Annotated in this window: 21 protein-coding genes; 16 read left to right on the forward strand and 5 right to left on the reverse strand. The window is 73.8% G+C overall.

All coding sequences use genetic code 11. The annotated features are described in order from the left end of the window. Nucleotides 1–42 precede the first annotated feature (42 nt). The 5 genes from GA0070622_RS05075 to GA0070622_RS05090 all read left to right on the forward strand — a co-directional run bounded on the left by GA0070622_RS05075 (nt 43) and on the right by GA0070622_RS05090 (nt 3,308). Nucleotides 43–825 (forward strand): LmeA family phospholipid-binding protein, encoded by a 783-nt coding sequence (locus GA0070622_RS05075; protein ID WP_091569163.1) that lies wholly within the window; start codon nt 43–45, stop codon nt 823–825. Between the two features lie 61 nt (nt 826–886). Further along, nucleotides 887–964: an Ms5788A family Cys-rich leader peptide gene (locus tag GA0070622_RS33550; RefSeq protein ID WP_310503780.1), complete on the forward strand. Its 78-nt coding sequence runs from the start codon at nt 887–889 to the stop codon at nt 962–964. A gap of 196 nt (nt 965–1,160) precedes the next feature. Next, complete coding sequence (locus GA0070622_RS05080; RefSeq protein ID WP_091569166.1) at nt 1,161–2,009, forward strand: sulfurtransferase; 849 nt, start codon at nt 1,161–1,163, stop codon at nt 2,007–2,009. A 1-nt stretch (nt 2,010) separates the two neighbouring features. After that, nucleotides 2,011–2,343, forward strand: a complete 333-nt coding sequence (locus GA0070622_RS05085; RefSeq protein ID WP_091569169.1) for a DUF1416 domain-containing protein — start codon at nt 2,011–2,013, stop codon at nt 2,341–2,343. Nucleotides 2,344–2,459: 116 nt separating this feature from the next. Beyond that, complete coding sequence (locus GA0070622_RS05090; protein ID WP_091569172.1) at nt 2,460–3,308, forward strand: hypothetical protein; 849 nt, start codon at nt 2,460–2,462, stop codon at nt 3,306–3,308. Between the two features lie 6 nt (nt 3,309–3,314). Here the strand turns inward: GA0070622_RS05090 and GA0070622_RS05095 are convergent, their stop codons facing one another. The 3 genes from GA0070622_RS05095 to GA0070622_RS05105 form a co-directional block, all read right to left on the reverse strand. Further along, on the reverse strand, nt 3,315–5,375 hold the full coding sequence (locus GA0070622_RS05095; RefSeq protein ID WP_091569174.1) for an amylo-alpha-1,6-glucosidase: 2,061 nt from the start codon (nt 5,373–5,375) through the stop codon (nt 3,315–3,317). Continuing rightward, complete coding sequence (locus GA0070622_RS05100; protein ID WP_091569177.1) at nt 5,372–5,755, reverse strand: SCP2 sterol-binding domain-containing protein; 384 nt, start codon at nt 5,753–5,755, stop codon at nt 5,372–5,374. Before GA0070622_RS05100 ends, GA0070622_RS05095 begins: the two co-directional genes overlap by 4 nt. A 79-nt stretch (nt 5,756–5,834) precedes the next feature. After that, complete coding sequence (locus GA0070622_RS05105; protein WP_091569179.1) at nt 5,835–6,209, reverse strand: DsrE family protein; 375 nt, start codon at nt 6,207–6,209, stop codon at nt 5,835–5,837. Between the two features lie 12 nt (nt 6,210–6,221). On the opposite strand from GA0070622_RS05105, the gene mtfM reads away from it, so the two are divergent. Together mtfM and GA0070622_RS05110 are read left to right on the forward strand one after the other, a co-directional pair. Then, a complete protein-coding gene (gene mtfM / locus GA0070622_RS33420) occupies nt 6,222–6,326 on the forward strand; it encodes a small membrane protein MtfM (protein ID WP_013288813.1) in 105 nt (34 codons plus the stop codon). Next, complete coding sequence (locus tag GA0070622_RS05110; protein WP_091569182.1) at nt 6,292–6,918, forward strand: heme-binding beta-barrel domain-containing protein; 627 nt, start codon at nt 6,292–6,294, stop codon at nt 6,916–6,918. Before mtfM ends, GA0070622_RS05110 begins: the two co-directional genes overlap by 35 nt. Here GA0070622_RS05110 and GA0070622_RS05115 read toward each other — a convergent pair. Further along, nucleotides 6,899–7,846, reverse strand: a complete 948-nt coding sequence (locus tag GA0070622_RS05115; RefSeq protein WP_091569185.1) for an aminotransferase class IV — start codon at nt 7,844–7,846, stop codon at nt 6,899–6,901. The genes GA0070622_RS05110 and GA0070622_RS05115 overlap by 20 nt on opposite strands. Nucleotides 7,847–7,937: 91 nt before the next feature. Between GA0070622_RS05115 and GA0070622_RS05120 the strand changes: the two genes are divergently transcribed. The 4 genes from GA0070622_RS05120 to GA0070622_RS05135 all read left to right on the forward strand — a co-directional run bounded on the left by GA0070622_RS05120 (nt 7,938) and on the right by GA0070622_RS05135 (nt 11,447). Beyond that, nucleotides 7,938–8,345, forward strand: a complete 408-nt coding sequence (locus GA0070622_RS05120) for a Fur family transcriptional regulator (protein WP_091569188.1) — start codon at nt 7,938–7,940, stop codon at nt 8,343–8,345. Next, nucleotides 8,342–9,454: a CAF17-like 4Fe-4S cluster assembly/insertion protein YgfZ gene (ygfZ, locus tag GA0070622_RS05125; protein WP_091569190.1), complete on the forward strand. Its 1,113-nt coding sequence runs from the start codon at nt 8,342–8,344 to the stop codon at nt 9,452–9,454. The genes GA0070622_RS05120 and ygfZ overlap by 4 nt, the downstream gene beginning before the upstream one ends. A gap of 111 nt (nt 9,455–9,565) precedes the next feature. Continuing rightward, nucleotides 9,566–10,393: a beta-keto acid cleavage family enzyme gene (locus GA0070622_RS05130; RefSeq protein WP_091569193.1), complete on the forward strand. Its 828-nt coding sequence runs from the start codon at nt 9,566–9,568 to the stop codon at nt 10,391–10,393. Nucleotides 10,394–10,487: 94 nt separating this feature from the next. After that, nucleotides 10,488–11,447, forward strand: a complete 960-nt coding sequence (locus GA0070622_RS05135; protein WP_091569197.1) for an asparaginase — start codon at nt 10,488–10,490, stop codon at nt 11,445–11,447. Nucleotides 11,448–11,508: 61 nt separating this feature from the next. Here GA0070622_RS05135 and GA0070622_RS05140 read toward each other — a convergent pair whose 3' ends face one another. Beyond that, a complete protein-coding gene (locus GA0070622_RS05140) occupies nt 11,509–12,306 on the reverse strand; it encodes an alpha/beta fold hydrolase (RefSeq protein WP_091576901.1) in 798 nt (265 codons plus the stop codon). A 111-nt stretch (nt 12,307–12,417) separates the two neighbouring features. Between GA0070622_RS05140 and GA0070622_RS05145 the strand changes: the two genes are divergently transcribed. The 5 genes from GA0070622_RS05145 (at nt 12,418) to GA0070622_RS05165 (ending at nt 15,717) form a co-directional block, all read left to right on the forward strand. Continuing rightward, nucleotides 12,418–13,017, forward strand: a complete 600-nt coding sequence (locus tag GA0070622_RS05145; RefSeq protein ID WP_091569201.1) for a helix-turn-helix domain-containing protein — start codon at nt 12,418–12,420, stop codon at nt 13,015–13,017. After that, a complete protein-coding gene (locus GA0070622_RS05150) occupies nt 13,014–13,697 on the forward strand; it encodes a hypothetical protein (RefSeq protein ID WP_091569204.1) in 684 nt (227 codons plus the stop codon). Before GA0070622_RS05145 ends, GA0070622_RS05150 begins: the two co-directional genes overlap by 4 nt. Nucleotides 13,698–13,769: 72 nt before the next feature. Continuing rightward, nucleotides 13,770–14,084 carry a DUF2516 family protein gene (locus GA0070622_RS05155; protein WP_091569207.1) on the forward strand — a complete coding sequence of 105 codons (315 nt, stop codon included), beginning with the start codon at nt 13,770–13,772 and terminating at the stop codon, nt 14,082–14,084. Next, nucleotides 14,081–14,968, forward strand: a complete 888-nt coding sequence (locus tag GA0070622_RS05160; protein WP_091576904.1) for an alpha/beta fold hydrolase — start codon at nt 14,081–14,083, stop codon at nt 14,966–14,968. The genes GA0070622_RS05155 and GA0070622_RS05160 overlap by 4 nt, the downstream gene beginning before the upstream one ends. An 11-nt stretch (nt 14,969–14,979) precedes the next feature. Then, the gene (locus GA0070622_RS05165; protein WP_091569210.1) at nt 14,980–15,717 is read left to right on the forward strand and encodes an alanyl-tRNA editing protein; all 738 of its coding nucleotides are present in this window, start codon (nt 14,980–14,982) and stop codon (nt 15,715–15,717) included.

Raw genomic sequence — 15,717 nt, forward strand, 5'->3', positions numbered from 1 at the left:
GCGCCGCGAGGCGCGGTGACGGCGGCGAGGACTGGAGGCGGCGTGGCAGAGGCGTACCCGGCGGAGGGCCGGCCCCGCCGGCGGGGCCGGAAGGTGCTCATCGGATTCGTCGTCCTGCTGCTCGTGCTGGGCGGGCTGCTGGTCGTCGCCGACCGGGTGGCCGCCGGCGTGGCCGAGCGGGCGATCGCCGACCAGGTGCGCCAGGAGGTGGCGAAGCAGGACGCGCAGTCCGCCGCGCCCCAGGTCGAGGTGGGCGGCTTCCCGTTCCTGAACCAGGTTCTCGCCGGGAAGTACGAGCGCATCTCGATCCAGCTGACCGACGTGCAGGGCAACGTCCAGGGCGACGCGGTCAGCGTGCCGCGGTTGGACGTGGACGCCCGCAACGTGACCGCCTCGCTGGACACGCTCCGCTCCGGCCAGGGCGACGTGGTGGCGGAGAGCGTCGTCGGCCGGGGCACGGTCACCTACGACAGCCTGGCGAAGCTGCTGGACCGGCCCGGGCTGACGCTGGGCGAGCGCGACGGCAAGCTCGCCGTCACCGCCCCGGTGGACATCCTCGGCGTCAAGCTGACCGTCAACGGCACCGCCGACGTGACAGTGGTCGACGGCAAGGTGGCGCTGCGCTTCAACGACCTCGCCGCCGAAGGGCTGCCGAACGTGCCGCTGGCGCGGAGCCTGCTGGCCAACTACGCCAAGGGCATCTCGATCGACGTGCCGCTGCCGGAACTGCCGTTCCAGCTCAACGTCCGCAAGGTCCAGCCGACGCCGGAGGGCCTGACCGTGGACGCGGACGCGAAGAACGTGCCGATCAACTCCGCCCGCTGACGTCCCGGATGCTGGTCGGCCCGGTGCCCTGTGGCCGGGTCGGCTGGTAGTCTCCCTCCCCATGGGGACCCACCTCACCAAACGGCGCGCGGTCGACCTGTGCCGCGTGGCCACCTGCCTGTGTCGCCCCGTCATCTGACGGCGGGGCTGTCCCCGGTCGCCTGAGCGACCATCGGCACCAAGGGTCCGCAACACCCCCCTGAACGCCCGGCAGCGGCGCCGTCGCACGTACCCGTGATCCGTTCCTAGCTCTGGGTCCCGCGCGTGGTGCGACACCTACCGACCTCGATCCCCGCGCGCAGGCTCACCACCCATCCTCACCAGGGAGTGATCTGATGAGTCGCGACACCGCACTCGTCTCGGCCGAGTGGGCCGAGAAGAACCTCGACGCCCCGGGCGTCGTCTTCGTCGAGGTCGACGAGGACACCTCGGCCTACGACACCGGCCACATCGCCGGCGCGATCAAGCTCGACTGGCGGACCGACCTGCAGGACCCGATCCGTCGGGACTTCGTCAACCGGTCCCAGTTCGAGGCGCTGCTCTCCGAGCGGGGCATCGCCAACGACGACGTCGTCGTCCTCTACGGCGGCAACAACAACTGGTTCGCCGCGTACGCGTACTGGTACTTCAAGCTCTACGGCCACCGCGACGTCAAGCTGCTCGACGGCGGCCGCAAGAAGTGGGAGCTGGACGCCCGTCCGCTGGTCACCGACGCGGTCGAGCGGCCGAGGACGCAGTACGTGGCGCAGGAGCCGGACACCTCGATCCGCGCGTTCCGCGACGAGGTGGTCGACGCCATCGGCACCAAGAACCTGGTCGACGTGCGCAGCCCCGACGAGTACGCCGGCCGACTGCTCGCCCCGGCCCACCTCCCGCAGGAGCAGGCGCAGCGGGCCGGTCACGTGCCGACCGCGATCAGCGTGCCGTGGTCCAAGGCGGCGAACGAGGACGGCACGTTCAAGTCCGACGACGAGCTGCGCAAGATCTACGCCGACGCCGGGCTGGACGACGGCAAGGAGACGATCGCCTACTGCCGCATCGGCGAGCGCTCCTCGCACACCTGGTTCGTGCTCCAGGAGCTGCTCGGGCACCGCAACGTGAAGAACTACGACGGTTCCTGGACCGAGTACGGCTCGCTGGTCGGCGTGCCGGTGGCGCTCGGCGACGAGCCCGGGGAGGCCTGACATGACCGCTCCGACCGCTCCCACCGCCGCCGGTTGCGCCGCGCCGGACCAGGCCGCCCCCCTCCCGGCCAGCCTGGACCTGGAGAAGGAAACCGTCATCACCGGCCGGGTGCTGGCCGAGTCCGGCGAGGTCGTGCCGGGCGCGTACGTCCGGCTGCTCGACTCGACCGGCGAGTTCACCGCCGAGGTGGTGACCTCGGCGGCCGGCCAGTTCCGGTTCTTCGCCGCGCCGGGCTCGTGGACCCTGCGGGCGCTCTCCCGCCACGGCAACGGCGACACCGCCGTGACCGCGGCCCGGGGGATCAACGAGGTGACCGTCGCGGTCGCCGCCTGACCCACGCTCTGACCGTGGCCCGTCACCCCACCGGGGTGACGGGCCACGAGCCGTTCGGGGGTCGGGGGTGCCCAGGCGCGGGCGGCCGGGTCGCCGGCACGTGGCACCATGGCCCGGTGAGTGCCGTCCAGGCGGGATACGCCCCGCCCACCCCTCCCGACCGGCCCGCCGCCGGCCGGCGTCGGCTGCGCTGGCTGGTGGCCGCCACGGTGGTGTGGGCCGTGCTGCTCGCCGGGCTGACCTGGTGGTCGGTGCGCAACGACCCGCCGACGGTCAAGGAGCAGCGCTCGCTGGACCAGGCCGGCCCGGTGGTGGACCGCGCGGTCGGCGTGCTGACCGCCGCGATCGGGGCGGACGGCGTCCCGGCGCTCCTGCCGGACCGGCTGGAGCGGGGCTGCCGGGTGACGCCGCTGGACGACGGCGCGTCCCTGGAACGTGGCATCGAGGTGGCGACCGGCGACGTCGACGTCCGGGAGGTGTTGCGTCGGGTGGCCGACCGGCTGCCGGCGCAGTGGCGCGCCGGTGTCTCGACGCTCGACGGCGAGCCGCTGCTGCGCGCCGACGCCGGGGAGTTCGTCGCGGTCGAGGGCCGGTCCGGCGGGCCGGGCCGGGTGCTGCTGACGGCCGCCACCGGCTGCCGGCCGGTCGGTGCGGGCTACCGCGCTCCCGCCGCCGACGCCGCCGCCGAGTCCGCCGCGCTGGCCCGCGCGCTGGCCCGCTGGGGCGGCGCCACCGGGCCGGTCCAGGTGCTGGCCGCGCCCTGCCCAAACGGTGGGACCACGCGGACCGCCCGCGCCGAGGCCGCCGCGGCGGCCGACCAGCCGCTGGCCCCCGCGTTCGGCGTCGGCGCGGCGCCGGTGGTGGACTCCGCCGACCGGTACGCCCGGGCGGGTGACCCGGCGGTGCTGGCCGAGCGGGTCGACGAGCGGGTCCGGGTCGCGGTCACCACCTCCTGCCCCGGCTGATCCCGCTCAGTGCCGGTGGCCCCGGTGCTCGTCGTGCGCGGTGCGGCTGCGGCCCAGGGCGTCCACCCGGCCCCACCGGCCGGGGATGTCGAGCAGCTCCACCCGGCCCATGCCCGGCGGCACGGCCGGATCGATGATCAGATGCTCGCCCTGCGGTTCCAGCCCCAGCATCACCCGGAGCAGCAGCAGCGGCGTGCCGGCGGACCAGGCCTGCGGGCTGCACGCGGTCGGGTACTGCACCGGGTAGTCGGTGAGGCCGCGCTCGTAGCCGGCGAACGCCTCGGGGAGCCGCCCGTCGAAGTAGCGGGACGCGCTCAGCATCGACTCGCAGATCCGGCCGGCCTCCTCCCGGAAGCCGTACTTCCACAGGCCCCAGGCGATGATCGAGTTGTCGAACGGCCACACGGTGCCGACGTGGTAGCCGATCGGGTTGTACCGGCCCTGGTCGTCGGCGAGCGTCCGTACCCCCCAGCCGGAGAAGAGCCGCGGTCCGAGCAGGTGCGCGGCGATCGCCGGCGCCCGGGACTCGTCGACGATGCCGCTCCACAGCAGGTGGCCGATGTTCGAGGTGAGCGCGTCCACGTGCCGCCCCTGCGGGTCCAGGGCCAACGCGTAGTACTCCCGCTCCGGGATCCAGAAGTCGCGGTTGAACCGCTCCTTGAGCGCCGCCGCCTCCCGCTCCAGCCGATCGGCGTACGCCGGGTCGTTCCAGTGGGTGCGGGCCAGCCGGGCGCCGCGCAGCTTGGCGTCGTACGCGTACCCCTGCAGTTCGCAGGTGGCGCGGGGGAAGTCCGGCATCCGGCCGTCGGCGTAGGAGATGGAGTCCGGCGAGTCCTTCCAGCACTGGTTCGGCAGCCCGGTCTCCGGGTTGCGGCTCATGTACCAGACGTAGCCCGTGCCGAGCAGGTCCCCGTACGTGTCGAGCCAGGTCAGCGCCGCCCGGGTCTCGTACTCCAGCTGGTGGACCAGCTTCGCGTCGCCGGTCCAGCGCTCGTACTCGTCGAGCAGGATCACGAACAGCGCGCTGGTGTCGGCCGCGCCGTAGTACGGCGAGTGCGGCTGCTCCTCGAAGCCGGCGGTCTCGCCGTACCGCAGCTCGTGCAGGATCTTGCCGGGCTCCTCGTCCCGGAAGTCGTCGATCCGGCTGCCCTGGAGTCCCGCCAGCATGAGGATGGTCGGCTGGACCAGTTCGGGAAGGAACGGCAGCACCTGGAGCGAGGTGAACATGCTGTCCCGCCCGAACAGGGTCATGAACCAGGGCAGGCCGGCGGCAACCAGCCGGACCCCGAGCGTGATCGACTCGTACCGGAGGGCGGCCAGGTCGTTCAGGCTGCGCCGGTACGCCCCGGCCAGCGGCTCGCAGTCGCAGCCCAGCTTCGGGGCGCGTTCGATGAGCGCGTTCTGCTCGGCGTGGATCTCCGACGCCGAGCGGTGCCCGCCCAGCGGCAGGGTGGCCCGGATGTCCTCGCCGCGGGCCCCGTAGATCACGGTGGCGACGTGCAGCCGGGTGGTCCACTCGCCGTGTGCCGGCACCCGGACCCGGAACGTCATCCCGTTCGCGTCGACCTCGGCCGGGGCGGTGCTGGTCACCCGGGCCTCGCGGTGGAACGCCTCGCGCCGGTAGGTGAGCCGGAGCGCGTTCTCCTCGACGGTCGGCGTGGTGCGGCCCTTCTTCTCCCGCTGGTGCTTGATCTCGAAGAGGTCGGCGAAGTCCGACCCGATCTCCAGCCGCAGGCGGAACTCCTTCTCCTGCTCGGAGTGGTTGAGCAGGGTCAGTTCCTCGTCGAAGCTGCCGCCGATCGAGCGGCTGCGGATCACCGAGACCTTCGCGTCCAGGTAGTGCGTCGGCTCGCCGGGCACCATGAAGAACCGGGTTTTGTAGGACAGCGAGTCGTCGATCGAGAGCGCGTGCAGCAGTTGGCCGTCGAGCGACAGGATCCAGGTGGAGATGAACCGGGTGTCGAAGGAGAACAGCCCGGTGGGGAAGTCGTACGACGGCTCGATGTTGCCGCGCCCGTCGCTGACCAGGAACGTGTTGCCGTCGAGGATGCTGACCCGTTCCTTCACACCGACCGCCGGGCGTGTTCTCGGGCGGTCTCCCGCGGGTCCCGCACCCCGGGCCGGTCGGGCAGGAAGCGGCGGAACACCAGGAACAACGCCACCTTGCCGCTGAAGGTGGCCTCGTTGCGCAGCACCGCCGCCATGCCCGCCTCCTCGCCGGTGACCAGTTTCTCGAAGAGCCGGGTGGACACGGTCAGCACGGCGTCCGGCGGTCGCTGCTCCTCCCGGGTCACCTGGGCCGACCCGGGAGCGAGCGTCACGAACCAGTGCCCGGTGCGGTTGCCGTCGGTCAGGTCGATCTGCAGGGTCCCGGCTATCGGGCTGCGCAGGACGGACGCGGCCCGCGCCGGCAACGACGCGAAGAACCGCTCGGTCGCCTCACTCACATCCGAATGGTAGGCAGCCTAAGGACATATCGGGACGAGATCGGCTCTCAGGGCAGAATGGACAACCCGGGCGGGTTGTTCAGTAGACGAGGGCCTGCGCGCCCTCGGTCATGGCTTCCTCGACGAAGACCGCCGCGCCCGCGATCCGCACGCCGGGGATCACGTCGTCCGTGCCGATGTCGCGGCGGGCGGCGCACTGGGTGCAGGCCGTCACCCGGCCGGTGGTCAGGATGACGTGCAGCAGCTCACCCAGCGGCGCGGAGTGCGGCAGCTCGAACGACTCGGCCCGCCCGGGCAGCGCGAACCAGGTCGACTCGCCGGTGAGCCAGAGCGACACCTCCACCCCCGCCGCGGCGGCGGTGGCGGCGACGGTGAACGCCTGGGCACAGCGTTCCGGGGCGTCCGCGCCCGCGGTGGCCTTGACGACGAGAGTGCGCGCCATGGCACCCAGCATAGGATGGCCCGGATGGTTACCGAGATCGGGTTCGTCAGCCTGCTGGTCGCCGGCCTGGGCGCGCTCGCCGGTGGCCTGGTCTATGTCGCTGTGCGTATCGCAAGAGGTAAGTGGTGAATCTGTGAGTGAGAATCCGCTTCAGCCGCCGTGGCTGAACGCGCCGCCGGTCGACCCGTACCCGTACGAGGAGAGCCACGACCTGCGTGTCGGTCCGAAGCTGCACCGGAGCCTGGACGGGCTGCTGCCGTACGTCGGGGTGTGGCGCGGGCGGGGCCGGGGCGGGTTCCCGACGATCGAGGACTTCGACTTCGCGCAGGAGATCCGGATCAGCCACGACGGCCGGCCGTTCCTGTTCTACGAGTCGCGGGCCTGGATCCTGGACGAGCAGAGCCGTCCGGTCCGCCCGGCCGGTCGCGAGGTGGGCTGGTGGCGTCCGGTGATGGACGGCGACCGGGTCACCGACGAGCTGGAGGCGTTGATGACCACGCCGACCGGCGTGATGGAGCTGCACATCGGCAAGCGCAAGGGCACCCAGATCGAGTTCGCCACCGACGCGGTCGTCCGCACGGCCACGGCGAAGGAGGTCACCGCCGGCGCCCGCCTCTTCGGCATCGTCGAGGGCGCTTTGCTCTACGCCCAGGAGATGGCCGCCGTGGGCCAGCCCCTCAGCCCGCACCTCTCCGCCCGCCTCACCCGGGTGGCCGGCTGACCCCCGGTTCTGCGTCGATCAAGGAGTTCACGTCGGAGTCGATCTCTCCGCTGACGCGAACTCCTTGATCACCGTGTGTCGGCGGGCTGGGGAAGCCCAGGAGGGTGAGCAGGCGGGGGGTCAGGGGGGAGCGGTTGCGCGGGGTTCCGTCCAGGGTGCGGACCTCCGCGAGGCCGCGCAGGGAGCTGGTCAGCCAGATCGCCTCGGCGTCGTGCAGGTCGGCCACCGTGGGCAGGTGCTCGCCGGCCCCCAGGCCCAGCTCGGCGGCCCGACTCAGCAGGTGGTGGGCGGTCACGCCGGGCAGCACGCCGGTCTCCGCGGCCGGGACCGTGCACAGCTCGCCGCCGCGCAGCCACACCACGTTGGCGGTGGGCCCCTCCAGCACGTAGCCGTCGGTCGAGAGCCAGAGCACGTCGTCCACGCCGGTCCGGCGCGCCCACCGCCGGGCGGCGGTGCTGAGCGCGTACGAGGTGGACTTCACGCCGCTCGGCAGCCACCCCAGCTCCGGGCGGGAGCGCGCGGCCACCCCGAGCGGCAGCGTGGCCACCGTCACCCCGTCCCGACGGGCCCGTCGGGCGGACGCGGGCACCTCGCCGAGCGTCGCGTACACCGTGGGCGGTCCGCCGCCCTCCGGCCCCCGGGTGCAGACCAGCCGGAGCGCGCCCTCGGTCCGCGTGGGCCAGCCGGCGCACACCGCGTCCAGCAGCTCCACCAGCACCGCGACCGGGGGCAGCGGCAGGTCGATCGCCGCCGCGCCGGCGTGCAGCCGGTCCAGGTGGGCGTCGCGCAGCCAGGGCCGGCCGTCGCGCAGGTGCAGCGTCTCGAACAGGCCGTCGCCGTGCAGGACACCCCGGTCGTCGCCGCGCAGCACCGGCTCGCCGGCCGGCACCAGCCCTCGGCCGGGCACCGCCACCCGTGTCGCCTCCACGGGCGCAGCGTAGTGGCGTACCTCGCGGCGAGCGGGACCGACGCGGCGGCCGAACTATGATCGGACGGTGTCCGAATCCTCCCTCGCGGAAATGCTCCGCTCGCGCGGGCTGCGGCTGACGGCGCAGCGGCAGCTGATCCTCCAGGCCGTCCTCGATCTGGGGCACGCCACCCCGGAGCAGGTGCACACGGCGGTCCGGGAGGTGGCGGCCGGGGTCAACATCACCACCATCTACCGCACGCTGGAACTGCTGGAACGGCTCGGCCTGGTCACGCACACCCACCTCTCGCACGGCTCGCCGACCTATCACGCGGCCGGCGAGCACCAGCACGTGCACCTGGTGTGCCGGGAGTGCGGGGCGATCGACGAGATCTCCCCGGAGATGCTCCGACCGCTCGCCGACCAGTTGGCCGGGCAGCGCGGGTTCCAGGTCGACATCGGGCACGTCGCGCTCTTCGGGGTCTGCGGTCGGTGCGCACAGGACGGGGACAACAAATGATCGACATCGCGGGCGCGGTGGCCGCCGACGCCATCGACGAGGAGACCCGGGACCAGCCCGAGCCGGCCCACCGGGCGGCCGGGGTCGGGCCGGTCGCCGCCCACTACGGCGACCCGATGCGCGAGCAGCGCGCGCTGGCCACCGGCGTCGGGCTGGTGGACCGCTCGCACCGGGGCGTGATCGCCGTGCCGGGCGAGGAGCGGATCGGCTGGCTGCACACGCTCACCAGCCAGCACCTGGCCGCGCTGGCCCCCTGGCAGGGCACCGAGCTGCTGGTGCTCTCGCCGCACGGGCACGTCGAGCAGCACGCGATGGTCGCCGACGACGGCGAGACCACCTGGCTGGACACCGAGCCGGGGACGACCGGCGGACTCCTGTCCTACCTGGAGCGGATGCGGTTCTTCAGCAAGGTCGACCCCCGCGACGCCACCGCCGACCACGCGTTGCTCTCGCTGGTCGGCCCGGAGGCCGCCGGCGCGCTCGACACGCTGGGCGTCACCGGGCTGGCCGCCCCCGACGTGATCGGGGTGCCGGGTCCGAAGTTCCGCTCCGGCGAGCTGCCCGCGCGGCCCTCCGTGGTGTACGACGTGAAGCCGCTGCCGGTGGGCGGGTGGGCCCGCCGGGTGGCGCTCGGCGTCGACCTGCTGGTGCCCCGGCCGGCCATGGCACAGGTGGTGGCCGAGCTGCGGGGTGCCGGCGTGCCGGTGGCCGGGTTGTGGGCGTACGAGGCGATCCGGGTGGCCGCCCGGCGGGCCCGGGCCGGCGTGGACACCGACCACCGCACCATCCCCGCCGAGGTCGACCTGATCGCCCCGGCGGTGCACCTGGACAAGGGGTGCTACCGGGGGCAGGAGACGGTGGCCCGGGTGCACAACCTGGGCCGGCCGCCCCGCCGGCTCGTGCTGCTGCACCTGGACGGCGTGGCCAGCGACCAGCCGCCGGTCGCCGGCACGCCGGTGACGGTCGACGGGCGGACCGTCGGCTTCGTCGGCACCGCGGTGCACCACTTCGAGTTGGGCCAGATCGCGCTCGCCGTGGTGAAGCGCAACACGCCCGACGACGCCCGTCTGATGGTGGGCGAGAGCGCGGCCGCCATCGACGCGGTGTAAGGAAGGGCCCCCGCTTAACGCCTCCGGTAGAGGAAGGCTCCCTGCTTAACACCTCTAGCGCCGGAAAATCTTCGGTCGACCCGGCAGTGGGCGGGGGTCTAGGATCCGGGCATGACGACAGGGACGTTGATCACGGTTGCCCCCACCGGCGCGGAGTCGGCCAAGGCGGAGGTGCCGGCGCTGCCGGTGACGCTCGACGAGCTGGTGCTGACCGCCAAGGAGTGCGAGGCGCTCGGCGCGGCCGTGATCCACGTGCACATCCGCGACGACGAGGCGCGGCCCACGCTCGACCAGGGCCGGCTGCGGGCCACCGTGGCGGCGCTGCGGGAGAACACCGACCTGATCGTGCAGCTCTCCTCCGGCGGCGCGGTGACCGATCCGGAGGCCGCCCGCCTCGCCGTGCTCGACGCCGGGCCGGACATGGCCTCCTGCACCATGGGCACCGTCAACTTCGGCGACGACGTCTTCCTCAACCGCTGGGAGTTCATCGTCGACCTGCACACCCGGATGCAGGAGCGGGGCGTCGTCCCCGAGTACGAGATCTTCGACCTCGGTCATCTCACCGCGTTGCAGCGGCTGCTCGGCAAGTACGGCCTGCCGCACGGCGGACACGTGCACGTGGACTTCGTCATGGGTGTGCCGGGCGGCATGCCGGGCACCACCGCCACCCTGGTGGCGGCCCAGCAGATGCTGCGCGACCTGCCCGAGGGCACCACGTTCTCGGCCACCGGCATCGGGCGCAGCACCATCCCGGTGATGCTCTCCTCGCTGTCGACCGGCGGTCACCTCCGGGTCGGCATGGAGGACACGGTCACGTACGCCAAGGGTCGGCCGGTGGAGTCCAACATGCAGCTCGTCGCGCGCGCGGTCGGTTTCGCCCAGCTCGCCCAGCGCCCGCCGCTGACCACCGCCGAGGCCCGAACGCTGCTCGGCGTGTAAGTGGCACACGAGCACCCGCCCTTGTACGCCCGAGGCTGACGTCGCAGCTCACCCCCGTGTCGGACGGGTGCGCCCCGTCGGTACCGTCCATCTCGTGGGAAAGACGTACGAGGGCGGCGTGCCGCTCGCCGAGGTGGTCCGGTCCGGTTTCGTGGAGGGCGTCCACCGTGGCTCCGTGGTGGTGCTCGACGGCGCCGGCGCGCCGGTCGCCGGCGCCGGTGACGTCACCTCGCCGATCTTCCCCCGGTCGTCGAACAAGCCGATGCAGGCGGTCGGCATGCTCCGGGCCGGGCTGCCGCTGACCGACCCGGCCGACGTGGCACTGGTCGCCGCGAGTCACGCCGGGGAGGAGTTCCACCTCGAACGGGTCGCCGCCCTGCTGCGCCGCGCCGACCTGACCGAGGAGGCGTTGCACTGCCCGCCGGAACTGCCGGTCGGCGAGGCCGCCCGGGAGGCGGTGCTGCGTGCCGGCGGCGGCCCGACGCGGGTGTCGATGAACTGCTCCGGCAAGCACAGCGGCATGCTGCTCACCTGCCTGGCCGCCGGGTGGCCGCTGGACGGCTACTGGCGGCCGGAGCACCCGCTCCAGCGGCGCCTGACCGCGACCGTGGAGGAGTTCACCGGGGAGCGGGCGGCGGCGGTCGGGGTGGACGGCTGCGGCGCGCCGGTGCTCGCCGTCTCGCTGACCGGGCTGGCGCGGGCCTTCCTGCGGCTGGTCACCGCCGAGCCGGGCACGGTGGAGCGGACCGTGGCGGACGCGATGCGGGCGTACCCGGAGCTGGTCGGCGGCACCCAGGCGGACGACACCCGGCTGATGCGCGGCGTACCCGGGTTGCTGGCCAAGGTCGGCGCGGAGGGCGTCATCGCGGCGGCGGTCCCGGGCGTCGGCGCGGTCGCCCTGAAGATCGACGACGGCGCGTCCCGCCCTCGCATGCCGGTCCTGACCTCGGCGCTGCGTCGCCTGGACGTCGAGGCGCCGATCCTGACCGAGTACACCGAGATCCCCCTGCTCGGCGGCGGCCTCCCGGTCGGCGCCGTCCGCCCCCTCTGGTAGCCGCCCCTGCCGCCCCGCCCGGTTCGCCGGGGCGGCAGGTGCGCGATCGACGCGGGTGGGGTCAGGGCAGGAAGGACAGCAGGGCCTCGTTGACGGGGGCGGGGCGCTCCAGGGGAAGCAGGTGGCCGGCGTCGGGGACGTCGGGGAGACGCGAGCCGTGAGGGGCCTCGTCGGCGATGCGGTCGGCCAGTCGGCGGATGTCCGCCAGATCGTCGGCCCCGGCCGCGGTCAGCACGGGCATGCGCAGCTCGCCCAGGCGGTCGATGGCCGGCGGGTCCAGCTCCTCCACCTCGATCGCGCTGAGCGCCTGCTCGGCGGCGAGCGCCCGACGGTCCATCTCCTCGGCGAACCGGATCAGCTCCGGGTCGACGTCGGCCGGCTCGCGGGTCGGGCCGACCACCCAGAACCGCACCTCCCCGGCGGCGGTGGCGGCGAAGTCCTCCGGGTCCACGTCGCCGACCAGGTCCTCCCAGAGCCGCTCGGTCTCCTCGGACCACTCGTTGCCGGAGACCGGGGCGCCGAGGAGGGCCACCGCGCTCACCCGCTCCGGGTGGGCCAGCGCGGTGTCCACCGCGACCCGGCCGCCGAACGAGCAGCCGACCAGCGCGGCGCGCTCGACGCCCAGCGCGTCCAGCAGGCCGACCAGGTCGTCGTGGTGGGCGAACGGGGTGGTCGGCAGCGTCGACTCGCCGTAGCCGCGCAGGTCCAGGGCGATCACCCGGTGCCGGGCGGCCAGCGCCGGCACCTGGCCGCGCCACATCCGCCGGTCCGCGATGCCGGCGTGCACCAGGACGACGACGCTGCCGCTGCCGGCCTCGTCGTACGCGATCTCGGCGCCGTTGACTTCGATCTTGGTCACGGGGGAACGGTACGGACCGGACACCGGGACCGCAACAACCTCCGGGTGACCTCGCTAACTCTGGCTAGCGTTTTGCTTGCAGCAGCTAGCAGGCCGCGTTAGCGTGGAGTCATGGCCACCAGCAAGGACCTTCCCGATGTCGGCGGGTTCATTCGCGACCTGCGACGCAACGCGAAGATCTCGCTGCGTCAGCTCGCCGAGCAGGCCGGGGTCAGCAACCCCTACCTGAGCCAGATCGAGCGCGGGCTGCGCAAGCCGAGCGCCGAGGTGCTCCAGCAGCTCGCCAGCGCGCTGCGGGTCTCCACCCCGGCCATGTACCTGCGGGCCGGACTGCTGGACGACAAGGAGGGGCAGGGCGTGCTCGCGGCGATCGCCGTCGACCCCGAGCTGACCATGGCCCAGAAGCAGTCGCTCACCCAGATCTACGAGACGTTCCGCCGCGAGAACGCGCGCCTGGCCGAGGCGACCGGCGCCGACCGACCGGCGGAACCCGCCGAGCCGGCGGCCGCCCCGGAGGCCCCGGCCACCGTCGCGCCGGCCGCGACCGGCCCCGTCACGCCGGAGGGCACCCCGACCGAGGCGGTCCTCGAGTCGGTCGCCGTCACCGAAGCGGGCCCCGCGCCCGCCCCGACCACCGCCGCCAACGAGCGCACGACCGCCCGCCGGGCGGCCCGGAAGGCCGCCGCCGCGGCCGAGGAGGAGCAGTCATGACCCAGCCGAAGACCAACCGCATCCCCGCCCCCCTCTACGCCGCCGCCGGCGCCGGCGAGCTGGCCATCGAGCAGCTGCGCAAGCTGCCCACCGTGGTCAGCGGCCTCGGCACCCGGGTCGTCGCCGACCTCGGTGGCAAGGCCGTCGTGACCGGCGTCGAGCTGCGCCAGAAGGCGACCGACACGCTCAAGACCGCCAACCTGACCGCCACCGGGCTGCGCGAACGGGCCGGCTCCGCCGACCTGGACCAGCTCCGCGAGGCGGCCAACCTGGACAAGCTCCGCGAGGCCGCCACCCGCAACGCCGCCGCCGTGGTCGCCGGTGCGTACGCCGCGCAGGAGCGGGCCCTGGCCGCGTACGCCGAGCTGGTCGCCCGGGGTGAGCGCGTCGTCGGCGCCGGTGTGCTGGAGGCCGCCGACACGGTGAACGCCGACATCGAGGCGACCGAGGCCACGCCGGCCCCCGCCACGACGGCTCCCGCCACGACGGCGGACGTCGCGGCGAAGACCGAGGTGCCCAGCCCGGCCGAGGTGGCCGAGGCGGTGGCCGCCCAGCCGGCCGCCGTCAAGCGGACCCGGGCCACCAAGGCGACCGCCACCAAGGCCGCCGCCACCAAGCCGGCCACCCCGTCGGCGAAGCTGCCTAAGGCCACGAAGCGGACCCGCCCGGCCGCCGAGTGACCCCTGGCTCCACCGAGACCCCGGACAGCGTCCTGTCGGACGTTTCCGGGGTCTCGGCATAAGCTTGCCGGCATGGCCTACGCCGCGCCGATCTTCGCGTTCGAAGTCCGCTCCGTGATCGAGCTGATCCTGCTCGTCTTCGCCCTGGTGATCCAGGGTGTGGCCCTGGTGCACGCGGTCACCCAGCGGGGCGACGGCTTCGCCGCGCTCGGCACCCTGCCCAAGGGCGGCTGGGTCGCGATCCTGGCGGTCTGCCTTCTGCTGACCCTGCTCGGCTTCGGCCCGATCAGCCTCTTCGGACTGATCGGCATCGCGGCCGGTCTCATCTACTGGCTCGACGTGCGGCCCGGCCTGCGGGACCTGCACGACGGCCGAGGGTCGTGGTGAGAGGTTTCCGCTGGCCCCCGCCGCCGGACGGCGGCCCCCGCACCTGGGGTCCCGGCCCCGGCGGGCCGCGCACCGGGCGGCCCGCCCTGCCCGAGCCGGAGACGGACCTGGTCGCCACCCCGCACGGCGTGAGCCTGGAACGACTGGTCACCGGCACCGGCGACCCGGTGACCGTGTTCGCGCACGGGCTGGGCAACGGCATCGCCACCACCCGACCGTTCGGCAGCGGCGTCACCGGGCGGCGGATCTTCTTCCAGTTCCGCGGCCACGGCCGCTCGGACTCACCGCCCGGGACGTGGACCTACATCGACCTGGCCCGTGACCTGCGGGCCGTCGCCGACCTCGGTGGGGCCACCCGCGCGTTCGGCGCCAGCCTCGGCGCCGGCGCGCTCTGCCGGTTGCTCACCGAGAGCCCGGAACGCTTCGAGAAGCTCGTCTTCTTCCTGCCCGCCGTGCTGGACACCCCGCGCGGCGAGGCGGCCCGCGCCCGACTCACCGGCCTGCTCGACGCGGTCGCCGACGGCGACGCCTCGGCGCTGGCCGACGTGGTGTCGCTGGAACTGCCGCCGTCGGTGCGCAACACGCCGGCCGGCTGGGCCTACCTGCGGCAGCGGCTCGACCAACTGCTGCGCGACGGGCTGGCGCCCGGGCTGGCCGGCCTGCCCGAGCAGACCCCGCTGACCGACGCCGGCGCGCTCGCCGCGGTCACCGCCCCGGCCCTGGTCATCGGGTGCCAGGGCGACGACCTGCACCCGGCCGCCGTCGCCGAGCAGTTGGCCGCCGCGCTGCCCCACGCCACCCTGCACGTGTACGACCGGCCCGGCTTCGCCTGGACCGAACGCGCCGACCTGCGGGAGCGCATCTCGACGTTCCTCAACGGGTAACGTCCCCTTCCATGGGCGTCACTCACCACGGCCGTACGCACCGCCTCGACCTCGCCGACCCCACGCTGCGCGAGTGGACGTGCCGGGTGCTGGCGGCCGACCCCGAGCAGGGCGTCGTGCTGGACCGGTCCGCGTTCTACCCGGGCGGCGGCGGGCAGCCGCCGGACCACGGGGTGCTGCTCTGGCAGGGCGTGCAGACCCGGATCGTGGGCACCCGCAAGGGTGACGACCTGTGGCTGGTCCCGGCCGAAGGAGACCCGTTGCCGCCGGTCGGCACCGAGGTCACCGGCGCGGTGGAGGACGCGCGGCGGACCATGCTGATGCGCACCCACTCCGGGCTGCACGTGCTCTGCGGCGTGGTGTTCCGGGACTTCGGCGCGTTGGTCACCGGCGGCAACATGGAGCCGGGCGAGGCCCGGATGGACTTCAACCTCCCCGAGGTGCCGCCCGACTTCAAGACCCGCATCGAGGAACTGGTCAACGCCGAGGTGGCCGCCGACCGCTCGGTCGCCGTCCGGGTCCTGCCCCGCGCCGACGCGCTGGCCCTGCCGGACATCATCCGCACCCAGTCCAACCTGATCCCGCCGGACGAGCAGGAGGTGCGGATCGTCGACATCGTCGGGCTGGACGTGCAGGCCGACGGCGGCACGCACGTCGCCTCCACCGCCCAGATCGGCAAGGTCCAGGTGGTCAAGGTGGAGAGCAAGGGACGGGCCAACCGCCGGGTCCGGGTCCGGCTCGCGGACTGA

Source organism: Micromonospora sediminicola, from assembly GCF_900089585.1.
Lineage (GTDB): Bacteria > Actinomycetota > Actinomycetes > Mycobacteriales > Micromonosporaceae > Micromonospora > Micromonospora sediminicola.

What these genes read in the sequence shown, in the direction of transcription:
- GA0070622_RS05165 (WP_091569210.1), top strand. Translation starts at nt 14,980, where the DNA reads ATGGGCGTCACTCACCACGGCCGTACGCACCGCCTCGACCTCGCCGAC.
- GA0070622_RS05085 (WP_091569169.1), top strand. Translation starts at nt 2,011, where the DNA reads ATGACCGCTCCGACCGCTCCCACCGCCGCCGGTTGCGCCGCGCCGGAC.
- GA0070622_RS05080 (WP_091569166.1), top strand. Translation starts at nt 1,161, where the DNA reads ATGAGTCGCGACACCGCACTCGTCTCGGCCGAGTGGGCCGAGAAGAAC.
- GA0070622_RS05145 (WP_091569201.1), top strand. Translation starts at nt 12,418, where the DNA reads ATGGCCACCAGCAAGGACCTTCCCGATGTCGGCGGGTTCATTCGCGAC.
- mtfM (WP_013288813.1), top strand. Translation starts at nt 6,222, where the DNA reads ATGGTTACCGAGATCGGGTTCGTCAGCCTGCTGGTCGCCGGCCTGGGC.
- GA0070622_RS05130 (WP_091569193.1), top strand. Translation starts at nt 9,566, where the DNA reads ATGACGACAGGGACGTTGATCACGGTTGCCCCCACCGGCGCGGAGTCG.
- GA0070622_RS05120 (WP_091569188.1), top strand. Translation starts at nt 7,938, where the DNA reads ATGCTCCGCTCGCGCGGGCTGCGGCTGACGGCGCAGCGGCAGCTGATC.
- GA0070622_RS05155 (WP_091569207.1), top strand. Translation starts at nt 13,770, where the DNA reads ATGGCCTACGCCGCGCCGATCTTCGCGTTCGAAGTCCGCTCCGTGATC.
- GA0070622_RS33550 (WP_310503780.1), top strand. Translation starts at nt 887, where the DNA reads ATGGGGACCCACCTCACCAAACGGCGCGCGGTCGACCTGTGCCGCGTG.
- GA0070622_RS05110 (WP_091569182.1), top strand. Translation starts at nt 6,292, where the DNA reads ATGTCGCTGTGCGTATCGCAAGAGGTAAGTGGTGAATCTGTGAGTGAG.
- GA0070622_RS05105 (WP_091569179.1), bottom strand. Translation starts at nt 6,209, where the DNA reads ATGCTGGGTGCCATGGCGCGCACTCTCGTCGTCAAGGCCACCGCGGGC.
- GA0070622_RS05150 (WP_091569204.1), top strand. Translation starts at nt 13,014, where the DNA reads ATGACCCAGCCGAAGACCAACCGCATCCCCGCCCCCCTCTACGCCGCC.
- ygfZ (WP_091569190.1), top strand. Translation starts at nt 8,342, where the DNA reads ATGATCGACATCGCGGGCGCGGTGGCCGCCGACGCCATCGACGAGGAG.